The sequence below is a fragment of the Streptomyces sp. NPDC041796 genome (assembly GCF_055590785.1).
The window spans coordinates 139363-161599 of sequence record NZ_JBVJAH010000004.1 but is presented as its reverse complement, the minus strand read 5'-3'; the positions used below and the strand labels follow the sequence as shown (position 1 = coordinate 161599).

Here is a 22237-nt window from a genome sequence, read left to right as displayed (position 1 = left end):
CACCCCGTCCGGCGACGGGGTGCGGCCCTTCCGCGTACTCACGGACACGACACGTGTACGTCTCAGCGCAGCAGCTCCACCTCCGCCAGCGTCGCCACCGCACTCGGCACCAGCCGGTACCTCTCGTACGTCCCGGGCCGCGCCACCGTGAACACCCGCGTCTGCCGGTCCCAGGCGAACGCCTCACCGGACCGCCGGTCGAGGTCCGTCCACGCCGTACCGTCCCGCGAGCCCTGCAGCACCCAGCCCGTCGGGGCGGCGCCCCGCGCCGACGAGGTCAGCGTGTACTGGACCGCCCGCGTGCCGCCCGCCGGTACCGGCAGCTCCACGGCCTCCACCGAGGCCGCCGTCGCCGACGTGTCGTCGAACAGCTCGCCCGCGCCCGCCAGCACGTCCCGGCGCGGCGAGGGCACCTCGTCGCCCCGGGTGATGGACACCGGCGCCGCGCCCCTGCCCGTACCCCATGCCGACGGCCGCGGCCCCATGTCGAACTCCAGCGTCCCGCCGCGTGCGACCAGCGCGTGCGGCAGAGCGGTCGACGTCCAGCGCTTGCCGTTGACCTTGAGACCCTGCACATAGATGTTCGTGGCACTGTTCCGCGGGGCCTTGACCACCAGCGTGCGGCCGTTGTCCATCCGCACGGTCGCCTTGCTGAAGAGCGGCGAGCCGATCGCGTACTCCCCGCTGCCCATCACCAGCGGGTAGAAGCCGAGTGCCGAGAACAGCCACCACGCCGACTGCTCGCCGTTGTCCTCGTCACCGTGGTAGCCCTGCCCGATCTCGCTGCCGGTGTACAGCCTCGACAGCACCTCGCGGACCTTCTCCTGCGTCTTCCACGGCTGCGAGGCCGCGTTGTACATGTACGTGACGTGATGGGCGACCTGGTTGGAGTGCCCGTACATACCCATCCGTACGTCCCGCGCCTCCGTCATCTCGTGGATGACGCTGCCGTACGAGCCGACGAACTCCGGTGACGCCGTCTCGGGGGTCGCGAAATAGGTGTCGAGCTTCTTCGTCAGACCCGGCCGCCCGCCGTACAGGTTGGCCAGGCCGCGGCTGTCCTGCGGGGCGGTGAAGGCGTAGCCCCAGCCGTTGGTCTCCGTGTAGTCGTACCCCCAGACACGAGGGTCGTAGGAGGACGACGGCACCCGCCACTCGCCCTTGGGGGTCCGTCCCTGGAAGAAGCCGGCCTCCTTGTCGAACAGGGTGACGTACTGCCGCGCCCGGTTGAGGAAGTACGCCGACTCCTCCTTGTACCGGGCCTCGCCCGTCTTCCGGTGGAGCGCGTCCGCCATCTTCGACAGGCCGTAATCGTTGAGGTAGCCCTCCAGGGACCAGGACAGGCCCTCGTGCGTGGCGGTGGAGGCGTAGCCGAGGAACGGCGACGTCTCCATGCCCTTGCGCCCGACACCGGACGAGGGCGGCACCACCGTCGCGTTCTTCAGGGCCGCCTCGTACGCCGCCTCCGCGTCGAAGTCGACGCCCTTGACGTAGGCGTCGGCGAACGCGACATCCGACGACGTGCCGGTCATCAGGTCCGCGTAGCCCGGCGACGACCAGCGGGAGATCCAGCCGCCGTCCTTGTACTGCTGGACGAAGCCGTCCACCAGCTCGCCGGCCTTGCGCGGGGTGAGGAAGGAGTACGCGGGCCAGGTCGTCCGGTACGTGTCCCAGAAGCCGTTGTTGACGTACACCTTGCCGTCGACGATCTTCGCGCCCGTCCGGGTCGGGGTGTCCGGACCGGTCTGCGGCGAGAACGGGCTGGCGTACCGGTCGCGTCCGTCGACCTTCTCGAAGCCCGAGTTGGGGTAGAGGTAGAGCCGGTAGAGGTTGGAGTACAGGGTGACCAACTGGTCGCGGGTCGCGCCCTCCACCGTCACCCGGCCGAGGATCCGGTCCCACGCGGCCTGCGCCCGTGCCCGGACCCTTTCGAAGGACGCGTCGGCCGGGATCTCCGCGTCCAGGTTCCGCTTCGCCTGCTCCACGCCGATCAGCGACGTCGCCATGCGCAGCGTCACCGTCCGGTCCTCGCCCGTGGCGAACCGCAGATGGCCCTTGACGCCGGCCGACGCGGAGCCGGTGACCGGCGCGTCGAAGACGCCGTACACGAACATCCGGGTCGCACCGGTCGACAGGCCGCTCTTGACGTCCGAGAAGCCGGTGAAGGACCGGTTCGCCGGGTCGAGGGTCAGCCCGCCCTCCTCGGTGACGTTGTCGAAGACGACCGCAGCGTCCGCGCCGGGGTAGGTGAACCGCATCATCGCCGCGTGGTCGGTCGGGGTGATCTCCGCCTTGATGCCGTTCTCGAACGTCACGCCGTAGTAGTGCGGCTTGGCCGTCTCCTTCTCGTGGCGGAAGGGCAGCGCGCGGCGCACGCGGTCGGTCTCCGGCGTACCGGTGGCCGCCGAGGGCAGGAGCTGGAAGGTCTGCCGGTCGCCCATCCAGGGACTCGGCTCGTGACTGGCGGCGAACGCCTGCACCGTCGGCAGGTTGTCGGCGTTGTTGCCGCGCGCGTACTCGTACAGCCAGCTCTTGGACGCCGCATTGGTCACCGGCGTCCAGAAGTTGAAGCCATGGGGCACGGCCGTCGCGGGGAAGGTGTTGCCGCGCGAGAAGGAGCCGCTGGAGTGGGTGCCGCGCACGGTGGAGACATGGTCGGAGGGGCGTTGGTGGCCGTCGGCCGGGGCGGCGCGCCCGATCCTGATGTCGTCGATCCAGCCCTGGAACTTCGCGGGGCCCTCGGGGGAGTCGTACGCCACCAGAACGCGGTCCACCGTCCGGCCGGCGGCCACGCTCCCGATCCCGGCGGTCACCTGGTTCCACTGGTTGACGTAGAGCCGCTTGGCCGCTCCCTGGCCCCGCGGGGTGAGCGCCCCGCCGTGGCTGTCGGTGGCCCGCAGGTCGCTCAGGTACGTGCCGTCCGTGAAGACCAGGTCCACGGCGACGTTGGTGGCCGGGTAGTTCGGATCCGTCTCCGGCATGGAGGGGAAGATCCGGTACGACAGCTCGGTGTCGCGCCGCACGGCCGTGTGGACGTCGAAGACCTTGTTGTACGAGTACGCCCGGCCGTCCGGCTTGTGCGTTCCCGCGTAGCGCAGGGCACGCACCCCGGTGAACCCGGCGTTGGCCTTGGCGGTGGGGGAGCCGCCGGGCCCGCGGTCGACGTGCGTGCGCATGTCGGGCGGGACGGGGGCGGAGGTGTCCCCGTTCGAGAACTGGACGTCGGCGAGCTGGGTGATGCCCGTGGCGCCGTTGTTCTCGGTGATCTCCAGCCGGTAATGCGTGTACTCCGTTGAATTGTCGAAGTCGTAGGTCCGGGTTTCGAAGCGCTTTTCGAAGCTCTGGCCCTCGCGGGTGTCCAGGACCTTCCAGTCCGTGCCGTCCACCGAGCCCCGAAGCGTCCAGTTCCTGGGGTCGCGGGGGGCGTGGTCGTTCGCGGAAGTCAGCGCGTACGTCACCACCTTGACGGGTTCGTCCAGCTCGAATTCCACCCAGGCGGTGGGGGTGAACGTGAGCCATTTGGTGCTGGGCTGGAGGTCGACCAGGTTCTCCTTGGTCTCCCCGGCGCCGCCGTTCTCACCGCTGGCGCGCAGCGCGGTGACCTTGTCGGTGACGTTCCCCGGTATGCCCGTCGCGAAGCCGCCGTCGACGCCGGAGGCCCGCCTCCGGCCGTCGGCGCCCACGTCGACGGTGTTGCGCCAGTCCGGCGGGCGTTCGTCGGGTTCGAAGGACGACCGGAACTCCCGCTCCGTCGCGGCGGGTTGGCCGGGCAGGGCGAGGGCGGTGGCCGCGGGGGTGGCCGCCGCGATCAGCGAAGCGGCCGCCACGAGGGCGGCCGTACGGGGGAATCGGTGACGGGTTCTGGTTGCGGACGTGCTGGGCTGTCTGGGCTGCATCCCGCGTCCTGCCTCCTGCCGAGAGCGCGTTGGACAACGTTGTCAGTCGAGCTGCGCAGGAACCAGTAGGAAGCCAAGTGGCGTGCGGTGTCAAGGGTGTTGCCGGTGCGGGAAGGCCCGATTCAGCCGTTCTGTCGAAAGGTGTGGCCGGGGAATGCGGACCGGGGCCTTCGGTATTTCCCCGAGGTCTCAACTCGGGAAAGACTGCTGACCAAAGTTGCTTTCGATCTTGCTCATGTGACGCGAAGTGGACTATACCTGTCGGCGTCCGAGTGGCATCGCACCACCAGTACTGCGTGAACACCCAGCACCTGCACGACCCAGCAAATGACCGCGGTGGCGGGGCCCTTCGCCTCTGGCGAGCAGGACGGGCGACCGGTACACCGCCTGAGTCCTGGAGAAGGCGAGGACTTGAGCATGGGATCCACCTCCGCCCGCAACGACGGTGACGGCCCCGGCCGTCGCGACCTGATCAAGCGGTCCGCCGCGCTCGGCCTGATCACCGTACCCGCCATGGGCTTCCTGTCCGCCTGCGCCACCGGCGGTGGCGGCGGCGGCGACAAGGAGACCAAGGCCCCCGGCGGCCCCAAGTCCGAGAAGAACCCGCTCGGCGTGGCCAAGGGCACCCCGCTGGAGGCGTTCATCTTCAAGGGCGGCCTCGGCGACCAGTACGCCAAGGACGCCGAGGCCGACTACAAGGCCACCTACGGCGCCGACGTCAAGCACACCGGCACCCAGCAGGTCGGCCCCAAGCTCACCCCGCGCTTCGCGGGCGGCAACCCGCCGGACGTCATCGACAACTCCGGCGCCGACCACCTCGACATGAACAAGCTCTCCACGCAGGGCCAGCTCCAGGACCTCGCCGCGCTGCTGGACGCACCCTCCATGGACGACCCGGCGAAGAAGGTCCGCGACACGATCCACCCCAGCACCATCGAGAAGGGCAAGCACGGCGACACCTTCGACGTGCTCTACTACGCCTTCACCATCTACGGCACCTGGTACTCGCAGAAGCTGCTCGCCGACAAGGGCTGGACGTACCCCAAGACCCTCTCGGAGATGGTCACCCTCTGCGGCGAGATCAAGAAGGCCGGCATCGCCCCCTGGACATACGCGGGCAAGTTCCCCTACTACGTACACTTCAATCTCTTCGCCCAGATCGCCAAGATCGGCGGCATGGAGAAGTGGATCGCGATCGACAACCTGGAGCCGAACGCCTGGACCTCCAACGACGCGGTCAAGGAGGTCGTCGAGCACTACGAGGAGCTCGCGGCCAAGAAGTACTTCCTCGAAGGCAGCCAGGGCCTGACCCACATCCAGTCCCAGACCGCCTGGAACAAGGGCAAGGCCGTCTTCATCCCCAACGGCTCCTGGGTCGAGAACGAGGCCGCTCCGACCACGCCCGCCGACTTCGGCATGGCCGTCGGCGCGCTCTTCGACGGCACCGGCGACAAGATGCCGCACGGCACCCTGCGCGGCGAGCCGAGCGAGCCCTACATCGTCGCCGCCAAGGGCAAGAACCCGGCCGGCGGCATGGAACTGCTGCGCATCATGCTCTCCAAGAAGCACGCCCAGAACTTCGCGAAGAAGGTGAAGTCCCTGACCTGTGTCATGGACGCCACCCAGGGCATCACCCTCTCGCCCGGTCTCGCCTCCGCCAGCAAGGTCTTCAAGGAGGCGGGGGACAACCTGATCAGCCTGCAGCTCCAGGAGTGGTACCCGGCGCTCACCGACGAGAAGATCGGCGGCCTGACCGGACAGCTCCTCGCCGGCGAGCTGAAGGCCGCCGACTGGATCAGGAAGACCCAGGCGGAGTGCGACAAGGTGGCCAAGGACGACTCGGTCACCAAGTTCAAGCGCACGGCGTGAGGATCGCGGTATGGATCGCCTGACCTGACAGTTCGACAAACGAGGGGAAGGGCCGGGGAGCACCATGCAACACGGCAAATACCGATTCATCGTGGGCTTCCTGGCCCTGCCTCTGCTCATTTACGGCGTTTTCGTCATCTCGCCGTTCGTCCAGGCGTTCCAGATCTCCCTGACCGACTGGTCCGGCCTGGTGGGCACCGCGGAGTTCGTCGGCTTCGACAACTTCGCCAAGCTCTGGGACAGCGACGACTTCTGGAACGCGCTGCGCCACAACGTCTACATGCTGGCCCTCGTCCCGGTGGTCACCCTCGCCCTGGGCCTCTTCTTCGCCTTCATGCTCAATGTGGGCGGTCGCCGCCGGAAGAACGAAGTGGTCACCGGCGTCGCGGGCTCGAAGTTCTACAAGTTCGTCTTCTTCTTCCCGCAGGTCATCTCCATCACGATCATCGCGGTCATCTGGTTCAACATCTACAACCCCGATCCGGACGACGGCATGCTGAACTCCCTGCTCGGCGCGGTCGGGCTGGACGGCCTGCAGAACTCCTGGCTGGGGGAGAAGAGCCTCGCGCTGTGGTGCATCAGCGCGGTCATGGTCTGGGGCCACGTCGGTTTCTACGTGGTGCTGTTCTCGGCCGCCATGGCGTCCATCCCGAGGGACATCTACGAGGCCGCCCTGCTGGACGGTGCCAGCCGGTTCCACACCTTCTTCCGGATCACCCTGCCGCTGCTGTGGGACACGGTCCAGACCGGCTGGGTCTACATGGGCATCATCGCCCTGGACGCCTTCGCCCTGGTCCAGATCATGTCGGTGAACATGGGTGGCCCCGACGGTGCCACCGACGTCATGCCGCTGCGGCTGTACCTGACGGCCTTCCGCGACAGCCAGTTCGGCTACGCCGCCGCCATGGGTGTCGCGATGCTCATCGTCACCATGACCTTCGCAGTGCTCACGATGCGCTTCGCGCGCCGTGAGCGGATCGAGTACTAGGGGTACGGCGGATGACGACCGAAGAGATCGAAGAGATCGACGCGGTGACCAAGCAGGAGACCGTTCCCGCGAAGGTCACCCGGCGGCTCGGCCCGACGACCGGCCGCACCTCCGAGGGCGGCGTGCTCAACGTCTTCTCCCACGGCATCCTCGTCCTGTGGGCCCTGATGGTGGGCGTGCCGCTGCTGTGGGTGCTGTGGAGCGCCTTCAAGGACAGCAACGGCATCCTCACCGACCCGTGGGGCCTGCCGACCGTCCTGCACTGGGAGAACTGGTCCAACGCGTGGAACGACGCGAACATGGGCCAGTACTTCGTCAACACCGCGATCGTGGTCGGCGGGTCCGTCGTCGGCACGATGGTGCTCGGGTCGATGGCCGCGTACGTCCTGGCCCGTTTCACGTTCCCCGGCAACCGGTTCATCTACTACCTGTTCGTCGCCGGCATGTCCTTCCCGGTCTTCATGCTGGTCATTCCGCTCTTCTTCGTCCTGCGGGACTTCCCGGGCAGTTCCCTGCTGGCGACGTACCACGGGCTGATCCTGGTCTACATCGCGTACTCGCTGCCCTTCACCGTCTTCTTCATGACGGCGTTCTTCCGTACGCTGCCGACCTCGGTCGCCGAGGCGGCCATGATCGACGGCGCCTCGCACACGCGGACGTTCTTCCAGGTGATGGTGCCGATGGCCAAACCCGGGCTGATCAGCATCGGCATCTTCAACTTCCTGGGGCAGTGGAACCAGTACCTGCTGCCGATGGTGCTCAATCAGCAGGAGGACAAATACGTCCTCACCCAGGGCCTCGCGATGATCGCGTTGCAGCAGGGTTATGAGAACGACTGGGGCGCGCTGATGGCCGGAATGATGATTGCCATGCTGCCGGTGCTGATCGTCTACTCGATCTTCCAGCGGCAGGTGCAGTCCGGACTCACGGCCGGTGCGCTGAAGTAACTCACGTCACCAAACGAAACGGCTCGTCGGTGGAGCGCTCGCTCCCGGCGGGCCGTTTCCGTGTGACGTGGAGGTAAATATCCGATTCGTCCGCATCTAATTCGCTCATCGGAGGCCTACAACGCTCAAGGTCTTGACGGGGACCAACCCAAAAGGCTCAGCTTAGAGTTCACATGTTGGAGAAAACGGCAGGAGTGAGTGAGTCGATGGAGACTCCGGGGTCGCAGACATCTCTGCATCGGGCCAATCTCGAGCGGGTCGTGCGCGCGGTGCGTATGGCCGGTTCGCTCACCCAGGCGGAGATCGCCAGGACCACCGGCCTCTCCGCCGCCACGGTCTCCAACATCGTCCGTGAGCTCAAGGACGGCGGCACCGTCGAGGTGACCCCCACCTCCGCGGGCGGCCGCCGGGCCCGCAGTGTCTCGCTGAGCGGCGACGCCGGCATCGTCATCGGCGTCGACTTCGGCCACACCCACCTGCGCGTCGCCGTCGGCAACCTGGCCCACCAGGTCCTGGCCGAGGAGTCCGAACCGCTCGACGTCGACGCCTCGTCCGAGGAGGGCTTCGACCGGGCGCAGGCGCTGGTCAAACGGCTGATCGCGGCCACCGGGATCGGCCAGGACAAGGTCGTCGGCGTCGGCCTCGGCGTACCCGGCCCCATCGACGTCTCCTCCGGCACGCTCGGCTCCACCTCGATCCTGCCGGGCTGGACGGGCATCAATCCGAGCGAGGAGCTCGCCGGCCGCCTCGGCGTCCCGGTGTACGTCGACAACGACGCCAACCTCGGCGCGCTGGGCGAGCTGGTCTGGGGCGGTGGACGCGGGGTCAAGGACCTCGCGTACATCAAGGTCGCCAGCGGTGTGGGCGCCGGCCTGGTGATCGACGGCCAGATCTACCGGGGCCCCGGCGGCACCGCCGGCGAGATCGGCCACATCACGCTCGACGAGTCCGGCCCCGTCTGCCGGTGCGGCAACCGCGGCTGCCTGGAGACGTTCACCGCCGCGCGCTACGTCCTGCCACTGCTGCAGCCCAGCCACGGGCCCGACCTCACCATGGAGCGGGTCGTGCAGCTGGCGCGCGAGGGCGACCCCGGCTGCCGCCGGGTGATCGGGGACGTCGGGCGGCACATCGGCAGCGGTGTGGCCAACCTGTGCAATCTCCTGAACCCGAGCCGTGTCGTCCTGGGCGGCGACCTCGCCGAGGCGGGAGAGCTGGTGCTGGGACCCATCCGTGAGTCGGTCTCCCGGTACGCCATCCCCAGTGCCGCGCGGCAGTTGTCACTGGCTCCCGGAGCCCTCGGCGGCCGTGCCGAGGTGTTGGGTGCCCTGGCGCTCGTACTGAGTGAAATGGGCGATTCGACCCTTCTGGAGAGCGCCCTCACGCCGGTCACGCCTGCGTTCACTTAGATAACGGATGGCACCGTTGTCATCTCGTTGTCAATTTACTCCTTGACGACGACCCTGCGGCCGAGTTGACTTCCAGCCACCTCGGCCGCAACGTCGCGGCCTCGTCAGGGAGGCAACCCACATGAACGCAATGACGCGACGCATCGTCATAGGCACGGCAGCGGTATCGATGGCCGCTTCCCTCGCCGCTTGTGGCAAGGCGGGCGACGGTGACAACGCCGGCGGCAGTGGAGGCGACAGCAAGACCATCGGTCTGCTGCTGCCGGAGAACAAGACGACCCGTTACGAGACGTTCGACCGCCCGATCATCGAGGCGAAGATCAAGGAACTGTGCGGCGACTGCGAGGTCAAGTACAACAACGCCGCGCAGGACACCGAGACCCAGAAGAAGCAGTTCGACGGGCTCGTCACGCAGGGCGTCAAGGTGATCATCCTCGACTCGGTCGACTACAAGGCCACCAAGTCCTGGGTGCAGCAGGCCGAGAAGAAGGGCGTCAAGGTCGTCGCGTACGACCGCCTGGCCGAGGGCCCGATCTCCGCGTACGTGTCGTACGACAACGAGAAGATCGGCCGCCTCCAGGGCGAGGGCCTGGTCAAGGCGCTCGGCGCCAAGGCCAAGGACAGCAACGTCGTCATGATCAACGGCTCGCCGACCGACCCGAACGCCCCGCTGTTCAAGAAGGGCGCCCACAGCGTCCTGGACACCGGCGTCAAGAAGGTCGTCTACGAGCAGGACATCCCGGACTGGTCCCCGGACGAGGCCAACAAGAAGATGGGTGCCGCCATCGACTCCCTGGGCAAGGACGGCTTCCAGGGCGTCTACTCGGCGAACGACGGCATGGCCGGCGGCATCATCACCGCCCTCAAGAAGCAGGGCGTCAAGGTCCCGGTCGGCGGCCAGGACGCCGAGCTCGCCGGTCTCCAGCGCATCCTGGCGGGTGAGCAGGCCTTCACGATCTACAAGCAGATCAAGCCGGAGGCCGAGACCACCGCGGAGATCGCGGTCCGCCTGCTCAAGGGCGAGAAGATCGACGACCTGACCCCGACCAAGGTCACCAGCCTCACCGGTGAGTTCAAGAACATCCCGGCCAAGCTGTACGACGCGCAGGTCGTGACCAAGGAGAACATCGCCTCCACGATCATCGCGGACAAGGTCTACAAGGCCGCGGACATCTGCACGGCCGAGTACAAGGCCGCCTGCGCCGCCGCCGGCATCAAGTAGCCCGCCCCCTCCAGGACCGGTCCGGCGCCCGCCCCTCCACGCCCCGCAAGCGCGGTCGGGCGCCGGACTCACCCCCTGACCCCGGGGCCGCGCACCGGCTCGGCCGGCGGCCCGGGGCCGGGGCTCCGACCGGGCACCGGCGGAGGCCACGGCCACCGGCCTCGCACCGCGACGGAGGTCACGGCCACCACGGCCACCACGGCCCCGCCCCGGGACAGCGGCCACCGGCCTCGCACCACCACGGAGGGCACGGCCACCCGGCCACCGGCCACAGCCCCCGACCGCAGCCACCCAGCCCCCGGCCTCCCGCCGGAGCCGCCGGGCGGCGCTCGCAGTCCCGTCCGGCCGCCCGGCCGGACAGGCACAAGCCTCTGTGCTCCACGTTCCACCATCCCCGCCGGACAGGCGGCGAAGGAGATGATTCACGTGTCCGCTACGCCCGTGCTGGCGTTGCGCGGAGTCTCCAAGCGGTTCGGCGCCGTCCAGGCGCTCACCGATGTAGACCTGGAGATCCACGCCGGTGAGGTCGTCGCCCTGGTCGGCGACAACGGCGCCGGAAAGTCGACCCTCGTCAAGACCATCTCGGGGGTCCATCCCATCGATGAAGGCGCCATCGAATGGGAGGGCAAGGCGGTCCGGATCAACCGGCCGAACGACGCCCAGGACCTCGGGGTCGCCACCGTCTACCAGGACCTGGCCCTCTGCGACAACCTCGACGTCGTCGCCAACCTCTTCCTCGGCAGCGAGCTGAAGCACGCCTCCGTCCTCGACGAGATCGCGATGGAGAAGCGCGCCAAGGAGCTGCTGGACACCCTGTCCATCCGCATCCCCAGCGTCCGCATCCCCGTCGCCGCCCTCTCCGGAGGCCAGCGCCAGGTCGTGGCCATCGCCCGCGCCCTGATCGGCGACCCCAAGGTCGTCATCCTGGACGAGCCGACCGCCGCCCTCGGCGTCGAGCAGACCGCCCAGGTCCTCGACCTGGTCGAGCGGCTCCGCGAGCGCGGCCACGGCGTCATCCTCATCAGCCACAACATGGCCGATGTGCGCGCCGTCGCCGACAAGGTCGCCGTCCTCCGCCTGGGCCGCAACAACGGTGTCTTCGACGTCAAGGACACCACCCACGAAACGATCATCGCCGCGATCACCGGCGCCACGGACAACGCCGTGACCCGCCGCCAGGCGCGTACGGCCACGAAGGAGGACGCGAAGTGAGCGACCTCACCAAGACCCCCGCCCCCGACGCCCCGGAGCAGTCCGCGGCACCCGTCCCGGCCGTCGACCCGCGTCTGCTCGTACGCGAGGAGGGCCTCAAGGGCTACTGGACCGAGTTCACCCGCAAGGTGCGCGGCGGTGAGCTGGGCTCCCTGCCGGTCTTCATCGGTCTGATCGTCATCGCGATCGTCTTCCAGCTCCAGAACAGCAACTTCCTGTCCGCGAGCTCGGTCGCCAACATCGCCGTCTACAGCTCCGGCCTCGGCATCATGGCCGTCGGCATCGTCTTCGTCCTGCTCCTCGGCGAGATCGACCTGTCGGTCGGCTCCGTCGCGGGCGTCGGCGCCGCCGTATGGGCCGGCCTGCAGGTCAGCAACGGCACCAACGAGTGGATCGCGATCCTGCTCGCCGTCCTGACCGGCACCGCCCTGGGCGCCCTGCACGGCTTCTTCTTCGCCAAGATCGGCGTCCCGGCCTTCGTCGTGACCCTCGCCGGCTTCCTCAGCTGGATGGGCCTCCAGGAATGGCTGATGGGCGGCGAGGGCTCCATCAACACCCCCTCGGGCAGTGTGGTCGAGAACCTGACCAACTACTTCTTCGAGGACAAGGCCGCCGCCTACGGCCTCGCCCTGGTCGCCGTCCTCGCCTACGCCGCCTCCCTGCTGCTGGACACCAAGCGCCGCAAGGCCGCCGGGCTGCCCGCCCGGCCGACCAGCGAGATCGTGCTGCGCACGGCGGTCGTCGCGCTGTTCGTCTTCGTCGTCGCGTACGTCCTGAACGAGCCCGCCGGCGCCCGCGGCCTGCCGCTCGCCCTGGTGCTCTTCCTCGCCGTGCTCGTCGTCGCCGACTTCGTCACCCGCCGCACCACCTTCGGCCGGCAGGTCTTCGCCGTCGGCGGCAACGCCGAGGCCGCGCGCCGCGCCGGTATCAGCGTGGCCAAGGTCCGGATCCTGGTCTTCGCGATCTCCGGCACGCTCGGTGCCTTCGGCGGTCTGTTCATCGCCAGCCTCTCCGGCGGCGCCACCAAGAGCCTCGGTGGCGGCAACACGCTGATGCTGGTCATCGCGGCAGCCGTCATCGGCGGCACCAGCCTCTTCGGCGGTCGCGGCAAGGTCTGGTCCGCGCTCCTGGGCATGATCGTGATCCAGTCGATCCAGCAGGGTCTGAACATGATCGGCATGTCCAACGCGATCCAGAACATGATCACCGGTGCGGTCCTCCTCGCCGCCGTCGTGATCGACTCCGTCTCCCGCCGTACGCAGAAGACCGCAGGTCGCGCATAGTGTGACCCCAGGTGTGGTCGGATGTGACCACCGCAATGCCCGGCGCCCTCAACCGGCGCCGGGCATTGCTGCGTCTGAGCCAATGGCAGGACGCGTTACGGACCGCCCGATGACCACCGTCGAGGGCGGAACATTAGACTCGACAAAATCGGCAGCTCGACCAGCTCAACACGCAAGGAGGCACGGGTGGCTCTGCTGACCCGTATCACGGGCCCGCGCGATCTCGACCGGCTCGCCCCGGAGCAGCTGGACCAGCTGGCCGCGGAGATCCGGTCCTTCCTCGTGGACGCCGTCTCCAAGACCGGCGGTCACCTCGGCCCCAACCTCGGCGTGGTCGAGCTGACCATCGCCCTGCACCGCGTCTTCGAGTCCCCGAAGGACAAGATCCTCTGGGACACCGGCCACCAGTCCTACGTCCACAAGCTGCTCACCGGCCGCCAGGACTTCTCCAAGCTGAAGATGAAGGGCGGCCTGTCCGGCTACCCCGCGCGTGCCGAGTCCGAGCACGACGTCATCGAGAACAGCCACGCCTCCACCGTCCTCGGCTGGGCCGACGGCCTGGCCAAGGCCAACGAGGTCCTGGAGCGCAGCGACCACGTCGTCGCCGTGATCGGTGACGGGGCGCTCACCGGCGGGATGGCCTGGGAGGCCCTCAACAACATCGCCGAGGCCAAGGACCGCCCGCTCGTCATCGTCGTCAACGACAACGAGCGCTCCTACGCCCCGACGATCGGCGGCCTCGCCAACCACCTCGCCACCCTGCGCACCACCGACGGCTACGAGCGCTTCCTCGCCCGTACCAAGGAGATCCTCGACCGGACGCCGGTCGTGGGCAGGCCGCTGTACGAGACGCTGCACGGCGCCAAGAAGGGCCTGAAGGACTTCATCGCCCCGCAGGGCATGTTCGAGGACCTCGGCCTGAAGTACGTCGGCCCCATCGACGGCCACGACATCGAGGCGCTGGAGTCCGCCCTGACCCGCGCCAAGCGGTTCGGCGGCCCGGTCATCGTCCACTGCCTCACCGAGAAGGGCCGCGGCTACCAGCCGGCCCTCGCCGACGAGGCCGACCGCTTCCACGCCGTCGGCAAGATCCACCCGGACACCGGCCTGCCGATCTCCTCCTCCGGCGCCGACTGGACCGGCGTCTTCGCCGACGAGATGGTCGAGCTCGGCCGCGAGCGCGAGGACATCGTCGCGATCACCGCGGCCATGCTCCAGCCCGTCGGCCTGGACAAGTTCGCCAAGGCCTTCCCCGACCGGGTGTACGACGTCGGCATCGCCGAGCAGCACGGCGCCGTCTCCGCGGCCGGCCTCGCCACCGGCGGGCTCCACCCGGTCTTCGCGGTGTACGCCACGTTCCTCAACCGCGCCTTCGACCAGGTCCTCATGGACGTCGCCCTGCACAAGTGCGGGGTGACGTTCGTCCTCGACCGGGCCGGCATCACCGGCACCGACGGCGCCTCCCACAACGGCATGTGGGACATGTCGATCCTCCAGGTCGTCCCCGGCCTGAGGATCGCCGCCCCGCGCGACGCCGACCAGGTCCGCGCCCAGCTCCGCGAGGCCGTCGAGGTCGACGACGCGCCGACCGTCGTGCGGTACTCCAAGGGCGCGGTCGGCCCCGCCGTCGAGGCCGTGGGCCGTATCGGGGGCATGGACGTGCTGCGTGAGGCGGGCACCGACCGGCCCGACGTCCTGCTGGTCTCCGTCGGCGCGCTGGCGCCCATGTGCCTGGAGATCGCCGACCTGCTCGACAAGCAGGGCATCTCCACCACGGTCGTCGACCCGCGCTGGGTCAAGCCGGTCGACGAGGCCATGGCGCCGCTCGCCGACCGCCACCGCGTCGTCGTCACCGTCGAGGACAACGGTCGCGTCGGCGGCGTCGGCTGCGCGATCGCCCAGGCGCTGCGCGACGCCGGCGTCGACGTACCGCTGCGCGACTTCGGCATCCCGCCGCGCTTCCTGGACCACGCCTCCCGCAAGGAGGTCATGGCCGAGATCGGCCTCACCGCCCCCGACATCGCCCGCCAGGTCACCGGCCTGGTCTCCAAGCTCGACGGCAGGTACGAGGACGCGGAGGTCGAAGCCGCCCGCGACTGACCTCACGTCGGGTCCGTATTGGGCCGGTCGGACTACCCCAGGGGGTTTCCGGCCGGTCCTTTCGTGTGAAAGGGCCTCTCACGACGGGCGCAGCCCCGCACCTCTCTCGATCATGGGCGGTAGAGGCCGATGGCTACGGAGGTACGCCGGTGAGTATGGGCCAGCAGTCACGCGACACCGGGATGTTCCGGACGAAGAGCGTCGAGCAGTCGATTCAGGACACCGAGGAGCCCGAGCACGCACTCAAGAAGTCCCTGTCCGCCTGGGACCTGACGGTCTTCGGTGTCGGTGTCATCATCGGCACGGGCATTTTCGTCCTGACCGGAAAGGTGGCGAAGGAGAACGCGGGGCCGGCGACCGCGCTGGCGTTCGTCGCGGCCGGCATCGTCTGTGCCCTGGCCGCCCTGTGCTACGCCGAGTTCGCCTCCACGGTCCCCGTGGCCGGATCGGCGTACACCTTCGCGTACGCCTCCCTCGGGGAGCTGCCGGCCTGGATCATCGGCTGGGACCTCGTCCTGGAGTTCGCCCTCGGCACCGCGGTCGTCGCGGTCGGCTGGTCCGGCTACGTCCGCTCACTGATGGACAACGTCGACTGGCATCTACCCGCATGGTTGCAAGGGCCCGACGTGGAGGGCGGCACCTTCGACCTGCTGGCCTTCGTCCTGGTCCTGGTGCTCACCGCGGTGCTGGTCGTCGGCATGAAGCTGTCGGCCCGCATCACCGCGATCGTCGTGGCGATCAAGGTGACGGTGGTCATGATCGTGATCATCGCGGGTCTGTTCTTCATCGTGGGCGACAACTACTCGCCCTTCATCCCCGCGAAGGTGACCCCGGAGACCTCCTCCGGCTGGGACGCCGCACTGGTCTCGACGATCTTCGGATACGAGCCGACCAACTTCGGCGTCATGGGCATCTTCACCGCCGCGTCCGTCGTCTTCTTCGCCTTCATCGGCTTCGACGTCGTCGCCACCGCCGCCGAGGAGACCAAGGTGCCGCAGCGCGACATGCCGCGCGGCATCCTTGGCTCCCTCCTCATCTGCACCGTCCTGTACGTGGCCGTCGCGCTGGTGGTGACCGGTATGCAGCACTACAGCGAGCTGTCGACCAGCGCGCCGCTCGCCGACGCGTTCAAATCCGTCGGGCACCCCTTCTACGCCGGTGTCATCAGCTTCGGCGCGGCGGTCGGCCTGACGACCGTGTGCCTCATCCTGCTCCTCGGCCAGACCCGGGTGTTCTTCGCGATGAGCCGGGACGGACTGCTGCCCCGCTTCTTCTCGGTCACGCACCCCAAGTTCCGCACCCCGTACCGCCCGACCATCCTGCTCGGCGTGATCATCGCCTTCGTCTCCGGCTTCACCAGCATCGACGAGCTGGCGACCCTGGTGAACATCGGCACCCTCTTCGCGTTCGTGGTCGTCGCGATCGGCGTGATCATCCTGCGCCGCACCCGTCCCGACCTGCACCGCTCGTTCCGCACCCCCTGGGTGCCGTTCGTCCCGATCCTCTCGGTGGCCGCCTCGGTGTGGCTGATGCTCAACCTGCCGAACGAGACGTGGTTCCGCTTCGCCGTCTGGATGGCGATCGGCATCGTCGTGTACTTCCTGTACGGGCGCTCCCACAGCCGCCTGGGCGGGCACAAGTACCCGATGGGCACGAGGGCCCCGTAGCCCGCGGGCCTACCGGACAGCCGGCCGCCCCGTTCGCCGTTTGGGCCGTTCGGGGCGGCCGCTCGTAGAATCGCCGGATGACTTCCCCCGGCGACGCCCACGCGGACCACTCGGACCACTCGGATCACGAGACCGACGACGCCCTGCGGGTGCTGGGCAAGGTCTTCGGCTACGACTCCTTCCGCGGCGAGCAGCGGGAGATCATCGAGCACGTCGTGGGCGGCGGTGACGCCCTGGTCCTCATGCCGACCGGCGGCGGCAAGTCGCTGTGCTACCAGATCCCCGCGCTGGTGCGACCGGGCGTCGGGGTCGTCGTCTCGCCGCTGATCGCCCTCATGCAGGACCAGGTCGACGCGCTGCGGGCGCTCGGGGTACGGGCCGGGTTCCTCAACTCCACCCAGGACCTCGACGAGCGGCGGCTGGTGGAGGCCGAGTTCGCCGCCGGCGAGCTGGACCTGCTGTACCTCGCGCCCGAGCGGCTGCGGGTCGAGTCCACGCTGCAGCTGCTGGGGCGCGGCCGCATCTCGCTGTTCGCCATCGACGAGGCGCACTGCGTCGCCCAGTGGGGCCACGACTTCCGCCCCGACTACCTCCAGCTCTCCACGCTCCACGAGCGGTGGCCGGACGTGCCCCGCATCGCCCTGACCGCGACCGCCACGCGCGCCACCCACGCCGAGATCGCCACCCGGCTGAACCTCGACGGCGCCCGGCACTTCGTGGCCAGCTTCGACCGCCCCAACATCCAGTACCGCATCGCCCCCAAGAACGAGCCCAAGCGGCAGCTTCTGGAGCTGATCCGGGGCGAGCACCCGGGCGACGCGGGCATCGTCTACTGCCTCTCACGGGCGTCCGTGGAGAAGACGGCGGCGTTCCTGGTGGAGAACGGTATCGACGCCGTTCCCTACCACGCGGGCCTCGACGCCCGGGTCCGCGCGGAGAACCAGGCGCGGTTCCTCCGCGAGGACGGGCTCGTCGTCGTCGCGACGATCGCCTTCGGCATGGGCATCGACAAGCCCGACGTACGCTTCGTCGCCCACCTCGACCTGCCCAAGTCCGTGGAGGGCTACTACCAGGAGACGGGCCGCGCCGGACGCGACGGGCTGCCCTCGACGGCATGGCTGGCCTACGGGCTCCAGGACGTCGTCCAGCAGCGCAAGATGATCGACGGCTCCGAGGGCGACGCCGAGCACCGCAGGCGGCTCGCCGCGCACCTCGACGCCATGCTGGCCCTGTGCGAGACGGTCGAGTGCCGCCGGGTGCGGCTGCTGGCGTACTTCGGCCAGGAGTCCACCGCGTGCGGGAACTGCGACACCTGCCTGTCGCCCCCGAAGTCGTGGGACGGCACCATCGCGGCGCAGAAACTGCTGTCGACGATCGTCCGGCTCAAGCGGGAGCGGAACCAGAAGTTCGGCGCGGGCCAGATCATCGACATCCTGCTCGGCCGCAAGACCGCGAAGGTCATCCAGTTCGACCACGACGCCCTGAGCGTCTTCGGCATCGGCACCGAACTGAACGAGTCCCAGTGGCGCGGTGTCGTACGGCAGCTCCTCGCCCAGGGCCTCCTCGCCGTCGAGGGCGACTACGGCACGCTCGTCCTGACCGACACCTCCGCCGACGTCCTCGGCGGCCGGAGCGAGGTCCTGCTCCGCAGTGAGGCGGAACGCCCGGCCCGCGCGGCCAAGGCGTCCAGGCGCGCCCCGGTCGCCGACCTGCCCGAGGAGGCGCTGCCGGTCTTCGAACGGCTCAGGGCCTGGCGCGCGGCGACCGCGAAGGAACAGGGCGTCCCCGCGTACGTCATCTTCCACGACGCCACCCTCCGCGAGATCGCCGCCGCCCCGCCCACGACCCTCGCCGACCTGGGCGGCGTCAGCGGCGTCGGCGAGAACAAGCTCGCCAAGTACGGCGAGCAGATCCTCGCGGCCCTCGCCGACGCCGACGCCTGACCACAGGATCCGGCCCCCCGCGCTGTGCCCACCCGTCCCTCCGTGCGCGACGGGTGGGCACAACGGGACCGGTGCGGTGCCTGTTCCCGGTGAGGCTTTCTCGAGCAGGGGCCCTCATCTGCGGGGCAGACCCCGGACGCCCCCACCTGCCCGGAAACGGCGGACGGGCCGCAGGGGACATCCCCTGCGGCCCGTCCACAGTGTGTGGTTACGCCGGGACGCTCGCCACGCCCTGCGGCAGGAAACGCTTGCCGTTCACGCGCTCCGAGACGCCCTCGCGGTCCAGGTACGGCGTGATGCCGCCCAGGTGGAAGGGCCAGCCGGCGCCCGTGATGAGGCAGAGGTCGATGTCCTGCGCCTCGGCGACGACGCCCTCGTCCAGCATCAGGCCGATCTCCTGCGCCACCGCGTCCAGGACGCGGTCCCGCACCTGCTGCTCGGTCAGGACGGTGTCGCCCTGCTTCAGCAGCGCCGCGACCTCGGGGTCCAGCTCGGGCTTGCCCGAGTCGTAGACGTAGAAGCCGCGCTTGCCCGCCTTGACGACGGCGGCCAGGTTCGGGGAGACCGTGAAGCGGTCCGGGAAGGCACGGTTCAGGGTCTCGGAGACGTGCAGACCGATCGCCGGGCCGACCAGCTCCAGCAGCACCAGCGGGGACATCGGCAGACCGAGCGGCTCGATGGCCTTCTCCGCGGTCTCGACCGGGGTGCCCTCGTCGATGACGTTCTGGATCTCGCCCATGAAGCGGGTGAGGATGCGGTTCACGACGAACGCCGGGGCGTCCTTCGTCAGAACCGCCGTCTTCTTCAGCTTCTTCGCGACACCGAACGCGGTCGCCAGCGACGCGTCGTCCGTCTTCTCGCCGCGCACGATCTCCAGCAGCGGGAGGATCGCGACCGGGTTGAAGAAGTGGAAGCCGACCACGCGCTCCGGGTGCTGGAGCTTGGAGGCCATCTCCGACACCGACAGCGAGGAGGTGTTGGTGGCGAGGATCGCGTGCGCCGGGGCGACCGCCTCGACCTCCGCGAACACCTTCTGCTTGACGCTCATCTCCTCGAACACGGCCTCGATGATGAAGTCCGCGTCCGCGAAGCCCTCGGCCTTGTCCAGGACGCCGGAGACCAGGCCCTTGAGACGGTTGGCCTTGTCCTGGTTGATGCGGCCCTTGCCGAGCAGCTTCTCGATCTCGCCGTGGACGTAGCCCACGCCCTTGTCGACGCGCTCCTGGTCGATGTCGGTCAGGACGACCGGCACCTCCAGGCGGCGCAGGAACAGCAGCGCGAGCTGCGAGGCCATCAGACCGGCGCCGACGACGCCGACCTTGGTGACCGGGCGGGCCAGGCTCTTGTCCGGCGCGCCGGCCGGGCGCTTGGCGCGCTTCTGGACCAGGTTGAAGGCGTAGATGCCGGACCGCAGCTCGCCACCCATGATCAGGTCGGCGAGCGCCGTGTCCTCGGCGTCGAAGCCCTTCTGGAGGTCGCCGTCCTTGGCCGCCTCGATGATGTCCAGGGCGCGGTACGCGGCCGGGGCCGCACCGTGCACCTTGGAGTCCGCGATGAACCGGCCGCGGGCCACCGCCGCGTCCCAGCCCTCGCCGCGGTCGACGTCGGCACGCTCGACGACGATCTCGCCCTTGAGGACGGACGCGGTCCACAGCAGCGACTGCTCCAGGAAGTCCGCGCCCTCGAAGATCGCGTCGGCGATCCCGAGCTCGTAGACCTGCTTGCCCTTGAGCTGCTTGTTCTGGTTGAGCGAGTTCTCGATGATCACCGAGACCGCGCGGTCGGCGCCGATCAGGTTCGGCAGGATGGTGCAGCCGCCCCAGCCGGGGACCAGACCGAGGAAGACCTCGGGGAGCGAGAACGCCGGCAGGGCCGCCGACACGGTGCGGTAGGTACAGTGCAGACCGACCTCGACACCGCCGCCCATCGCCGCGCCGTTGTAGTACGCGAAGGTCGGCACGCCCAGCGACGACAGCCGCTTGAAGACGTCGTGGCCGCCCTTACCGATGGCGAGCGCGTCCTCGTGGCGCTTCAGCAGCTCGACGCCCTTGAGGTCGGCGCCGACGGCGAAGATGAACGGCTTGCCGGTGATGCCGACACCGACGATCGTGCCCTCGGCCGCCTCCTTCTCGACCTGGTCGATGGCGGTGTTGAGGTTCGCCAGGGACTGCGGGCCGAAGGTGGTCGGCTTGGTGTGGTCGAAGCCGTTGTCCAGCGTGATCAGCGCGAACCGGCCCGCCCCGAAGGGCAGGTCGAAGTGCCGTACGTGGGCGGTGGTGACGACCTCGTCCGGGAACAGCTCGGCCGCACCCTTCAGAAGCTCAGCGGTGGTGCTCACTTGCCCTCCCAGTGGGGGTTTTCCCAGATGACCGTGGCGCCCATGCCGAAGCCGACGCACATGGTGGTGAGGCCGTAACGGACCTCCGGCTGCTCTTCGAACTGCCGGGCCAGCTGCGTCATCAGGCGTACGCCGGAGGAGGCGAGCGGGTGGCCGAAGGCGATGGCGCCGCCGTACTGGTTGACGCGCGCGTCGTCGTCGGCGATGCCGTAGTGGTCGAGGAAGGCCAGCACCTGGACGGCGAAGGCCTCGTTGATCTCGAAGAGGTTGATGTCCTCGATCGACAGGCCGGCCTTGGCGAGGGCCTTCTCGGTCGCGGGGATCGGGCCGTAGCCCATGACCTCGGGCTCGACGCCGGCGAAGGCGTACGAGACGAGGCGCATCTTGACCGGCAGGCCGTTCTCGCGGGCGAAGTCCTCGGACGCGATGATCGACGCGGTGGCGCCGTCGTTGAGGCCCGCGGCGTTACCGGCGGTGACGTTGCCGTGGACGCGGAACGGCGTCTTCAGGTTCGCCAGCGACTCCAGGGTCGTGCCCGGGCGCATCGGCTCGTCGGCGGTGACCAGGCCCCAGCCGGTCTCGCCGGCCTCGGCGTTGGTGCGGCGCACCGAGATCGGCACCAAGTCGGCCTGGATCTTGCCGTTGGCGTACGCCTTGGCGGCCTTCTCCTGGGAGCGCACGGCGTACTCGTCGGCGCGCTGCTTGGTGATGTGCGGGTAGCGGTCGTGCAGGTTCTCGGCGGTCATGCCCATGAACAGGGCGGACTCGTCGACCAGCTTCTCGCTGACGAACCGCGGGTTCGGGTCGACGCCCTCACCCATGGGGTGGCGGCCCATGTGCTCGACGCCACCGGCGATGACGGCGTCGTACGCGCCGAAGGCGATGGAACCGGCGACCGAGGTCACGGCGGTCAGCGCGCCCGCGCACATGCGGTCGATGGAGTAGCCGGGCACCGACTGCGGCAGGCCCGCGAGGATGCCGGCGGTGCGGCCGATGGTCAGGCCCTGGTCACCGATCTGCGTGGTCGCGGCGATGGCGACCTCGTCGATCTGCGCCGGGTCCAGGCCGGGGTTGCGGCGCAGCAGCTCCCGGATGGCCTTCACGACGAGATCGTCGGCGCGGGTCTCGTGGTAGATGCCCTTCGGGCCCGCCTTGCCGAACGGGGTGCGGACGCCGTCGACGAAGACGACGTCCCTGACGGTACGAGGCACGATGGCTCTCCTCCAGGGTGCGGGATGGCACTGCTGCGGGCACGCGGCTAAGCGCGCGCTTGCACAGCCCATGCTACTTGCGGGTAACCAGGCTGCACAGTCCCCCCGCCCGGAGCGGTGAACGTCACACTCCGCGACCACCGGTCTCACGCCGC

The 22237-nt window shown here is 69.1% G+C and carries 13 protein-coding genes; 10 read left to right on the top strand and 3 right to left on the bottom strand.

Annotated elements, in window-relative coordinates:
* Window positions 1-62: 62 nt before the first annotated feature.
* The gene (locus ACZ6C1_RS09315; RefSeq protein WP_469239342.1) at window positions 63-3896 is read right to left on the bottom strand and encodes a GH92 family glycosyl hydrolase; all 3834 of its coding nucleotides are present in this window, start codon (window positions 3894-3896) and stop codon (window positions 63-65) included.
* A gap of 417 nt (window positions 3897-4313) precedes the next feature.
* On the opposite strand from ACZ6C1_RS09315, the gene ngcE reads away from it, so the two are divergent.
* The 10 genes from ngcE (at window position 4314) to recQ (ending at window position 18533) form a co-directional block, all read left to right on the top strand.
* Window positions 4314-5765 carry an N-acetylglucosamine/diacetylchitobiose ABC transporter substrate-binding protein gene (gene ngcE / locus ACZ6C1_RS09310; protein ID WP_469239340.1) on the top strand — a complete coding sequence of 484 codons (1452 nt, stop codon included), beginning with the start codon at window positions 4314-4316 and terminating at the stop codon, window positions 5763-5765.
* A gap of 64 nt (window positions 5766-5829) precedes the next feature.
* Window positions 5830-6753: a carbohydrate ABC transporter permease gene (locus tag ACZ6C1_RS09305; protein ID WP_469239338.1), complete on the top strand. Its 924-nt coding sequence runs from the start codon at window positions 5830-5832 to the stop codon at window positions 6751-6753.
* Between the two features lie 11 nt (window positions 6754-6764).
* Window positions 6765-7700 carry a carbohydrate ABC transporter permease gene (locus tag ACZ6C1_RS09300; RefSeq protein ID WP_469239336.1) on the top strand — a complete coding sequence of 312 codons (936 nt, stop codon included), beginning with the start codon at window positions 6765-6767 and terminating at the stop codon, window positions 7698-7700.
* A gap of 206 nt (window positions 7701-7906) precedes the next feature.
* Window positions 7907-9106 carry an ROK family transcriptional regulator gene (locus ACZ6C1_RS09295; protein ID WP_469239334.1) on the top strand — a complete coding sequence of 400 codons (1200 nt, stop codon included), beginning with the start codon at window positions 7907-7909 and terminating at the stop codon, window positions 9104-9106.
* Window positions 9107-9227: 121 nt separating this feature from the next.
* The gene (locus tag ACZ6C1_RS09290) at window positions 9228-10328 is read left to right on the top strand and encodes a substrate-binding domain-containing protein (RefSeq protein ID WP_469239332.1); all 1101 of its coding nucleotides are present in this window, start codon (window positions 9228-9230) and stop codon (window positions 10326-10328) included.
* A gap of 417 nt (window positions 10329-10745) precedes the next feature.
* Window positions 10746-11540 carry an ATP-binding cassette domain-containing protein gene (locus ACZ6C1_RS09285; RefSeq protein WP_469239330.1) on the top strand — a complete coding sequence of 265 codons (795 nt, stop codon included), beginning with the start codon at window positions 10746-10748 and terminating at the stop codon, window positions 11538-11540.
* Window positions 11537-12823 (top strand): sugar ABC transporter permease, encoded by a 1287-nt coding sequence (locus ACZ6C1_RS09280; RefSeq protein ID WP_469239328.1) that lies wholly within the window; start codon window positions 11537-11539, stop codon window positions 12821-12823. The genes ACZ6C1_RS09285 and ACZ6C1_RS09280 overlap by 4 nt, the downstream gene beginning before the upstream one ends.
* Before the next feature lie 186 nt (window positions 12824-13009).
* Entirely contained in the window at window positions 13010-14923 is a 1914-nt protein-coding gene (dxs, locus tag ACZ6C1_RS09275; RefSeq protein ID WP_469239326.1) for a 1-deoxy-D-xylulose-5-phosphate synthase, read from the top strand.
* Between the two features lie 155 nt (window positions 14924-15078).
* The gene (locus tag ACZ6C1_RS09270; RefSeq protein ID WP_469239325.1) at window positions 15079-16590 is read left to right on the top strand and encodes an amino acid permease; all 1512 of its coding nucleotides are present in this window, start codon (window positions 15079-15081) and stop codon (window positions 16588-16590) included.
* Between the two features lie 77 nt (window positions 16591-16667).
* Complete coding sequence (recQ, locus tag ACZ6C1_RS09265; RefSeq protein ID WP_469239322.1) at window positions 16668-18533, top strand: DNA helicase RecQ; 1866 nt, start codon at window positions 16668-16670, stop codon at window positions 18531-18533.
* Window positions 18534-18741: 208 nt separating this feature from the next.
* Here the strand turns inward: recQ and ACZ6C1_RS09260 are convergent, their stop codons facing one another.
* Both ACZ6C1_RS09260 and ACZ6C1_RS09255 read right to left on the bottom strand, forming a co-directional pair.
* Window positions 18742-20871, bottom strand: coding sequence for a 3-hydroxyacyl-CoA dehydrogenase NAD-binding domain-containing protein (locus tag ACZ6C1_RS09260; protein ID WP_469239321.1), 2130 nt, complete (start codon window positions 20869-20871; stop codon window positions 18742-18744).
* Window positions 20868-22082, bottom strand: coding sequence for a thiolase family protein (locus ACZ6C1_RS09255; protein ID WP_469239319.1), 1215 nt, complete (start codon window positions 22080-22082; stop codon window positions 20868-20870). Before ACZ6C1_RS09255 ends, ACZ6C1_RS09260 begins: the two co-directional genes overlap by 4 nt.
* Window positions 22083-22237: the final 155 nt, after the last annotated feature.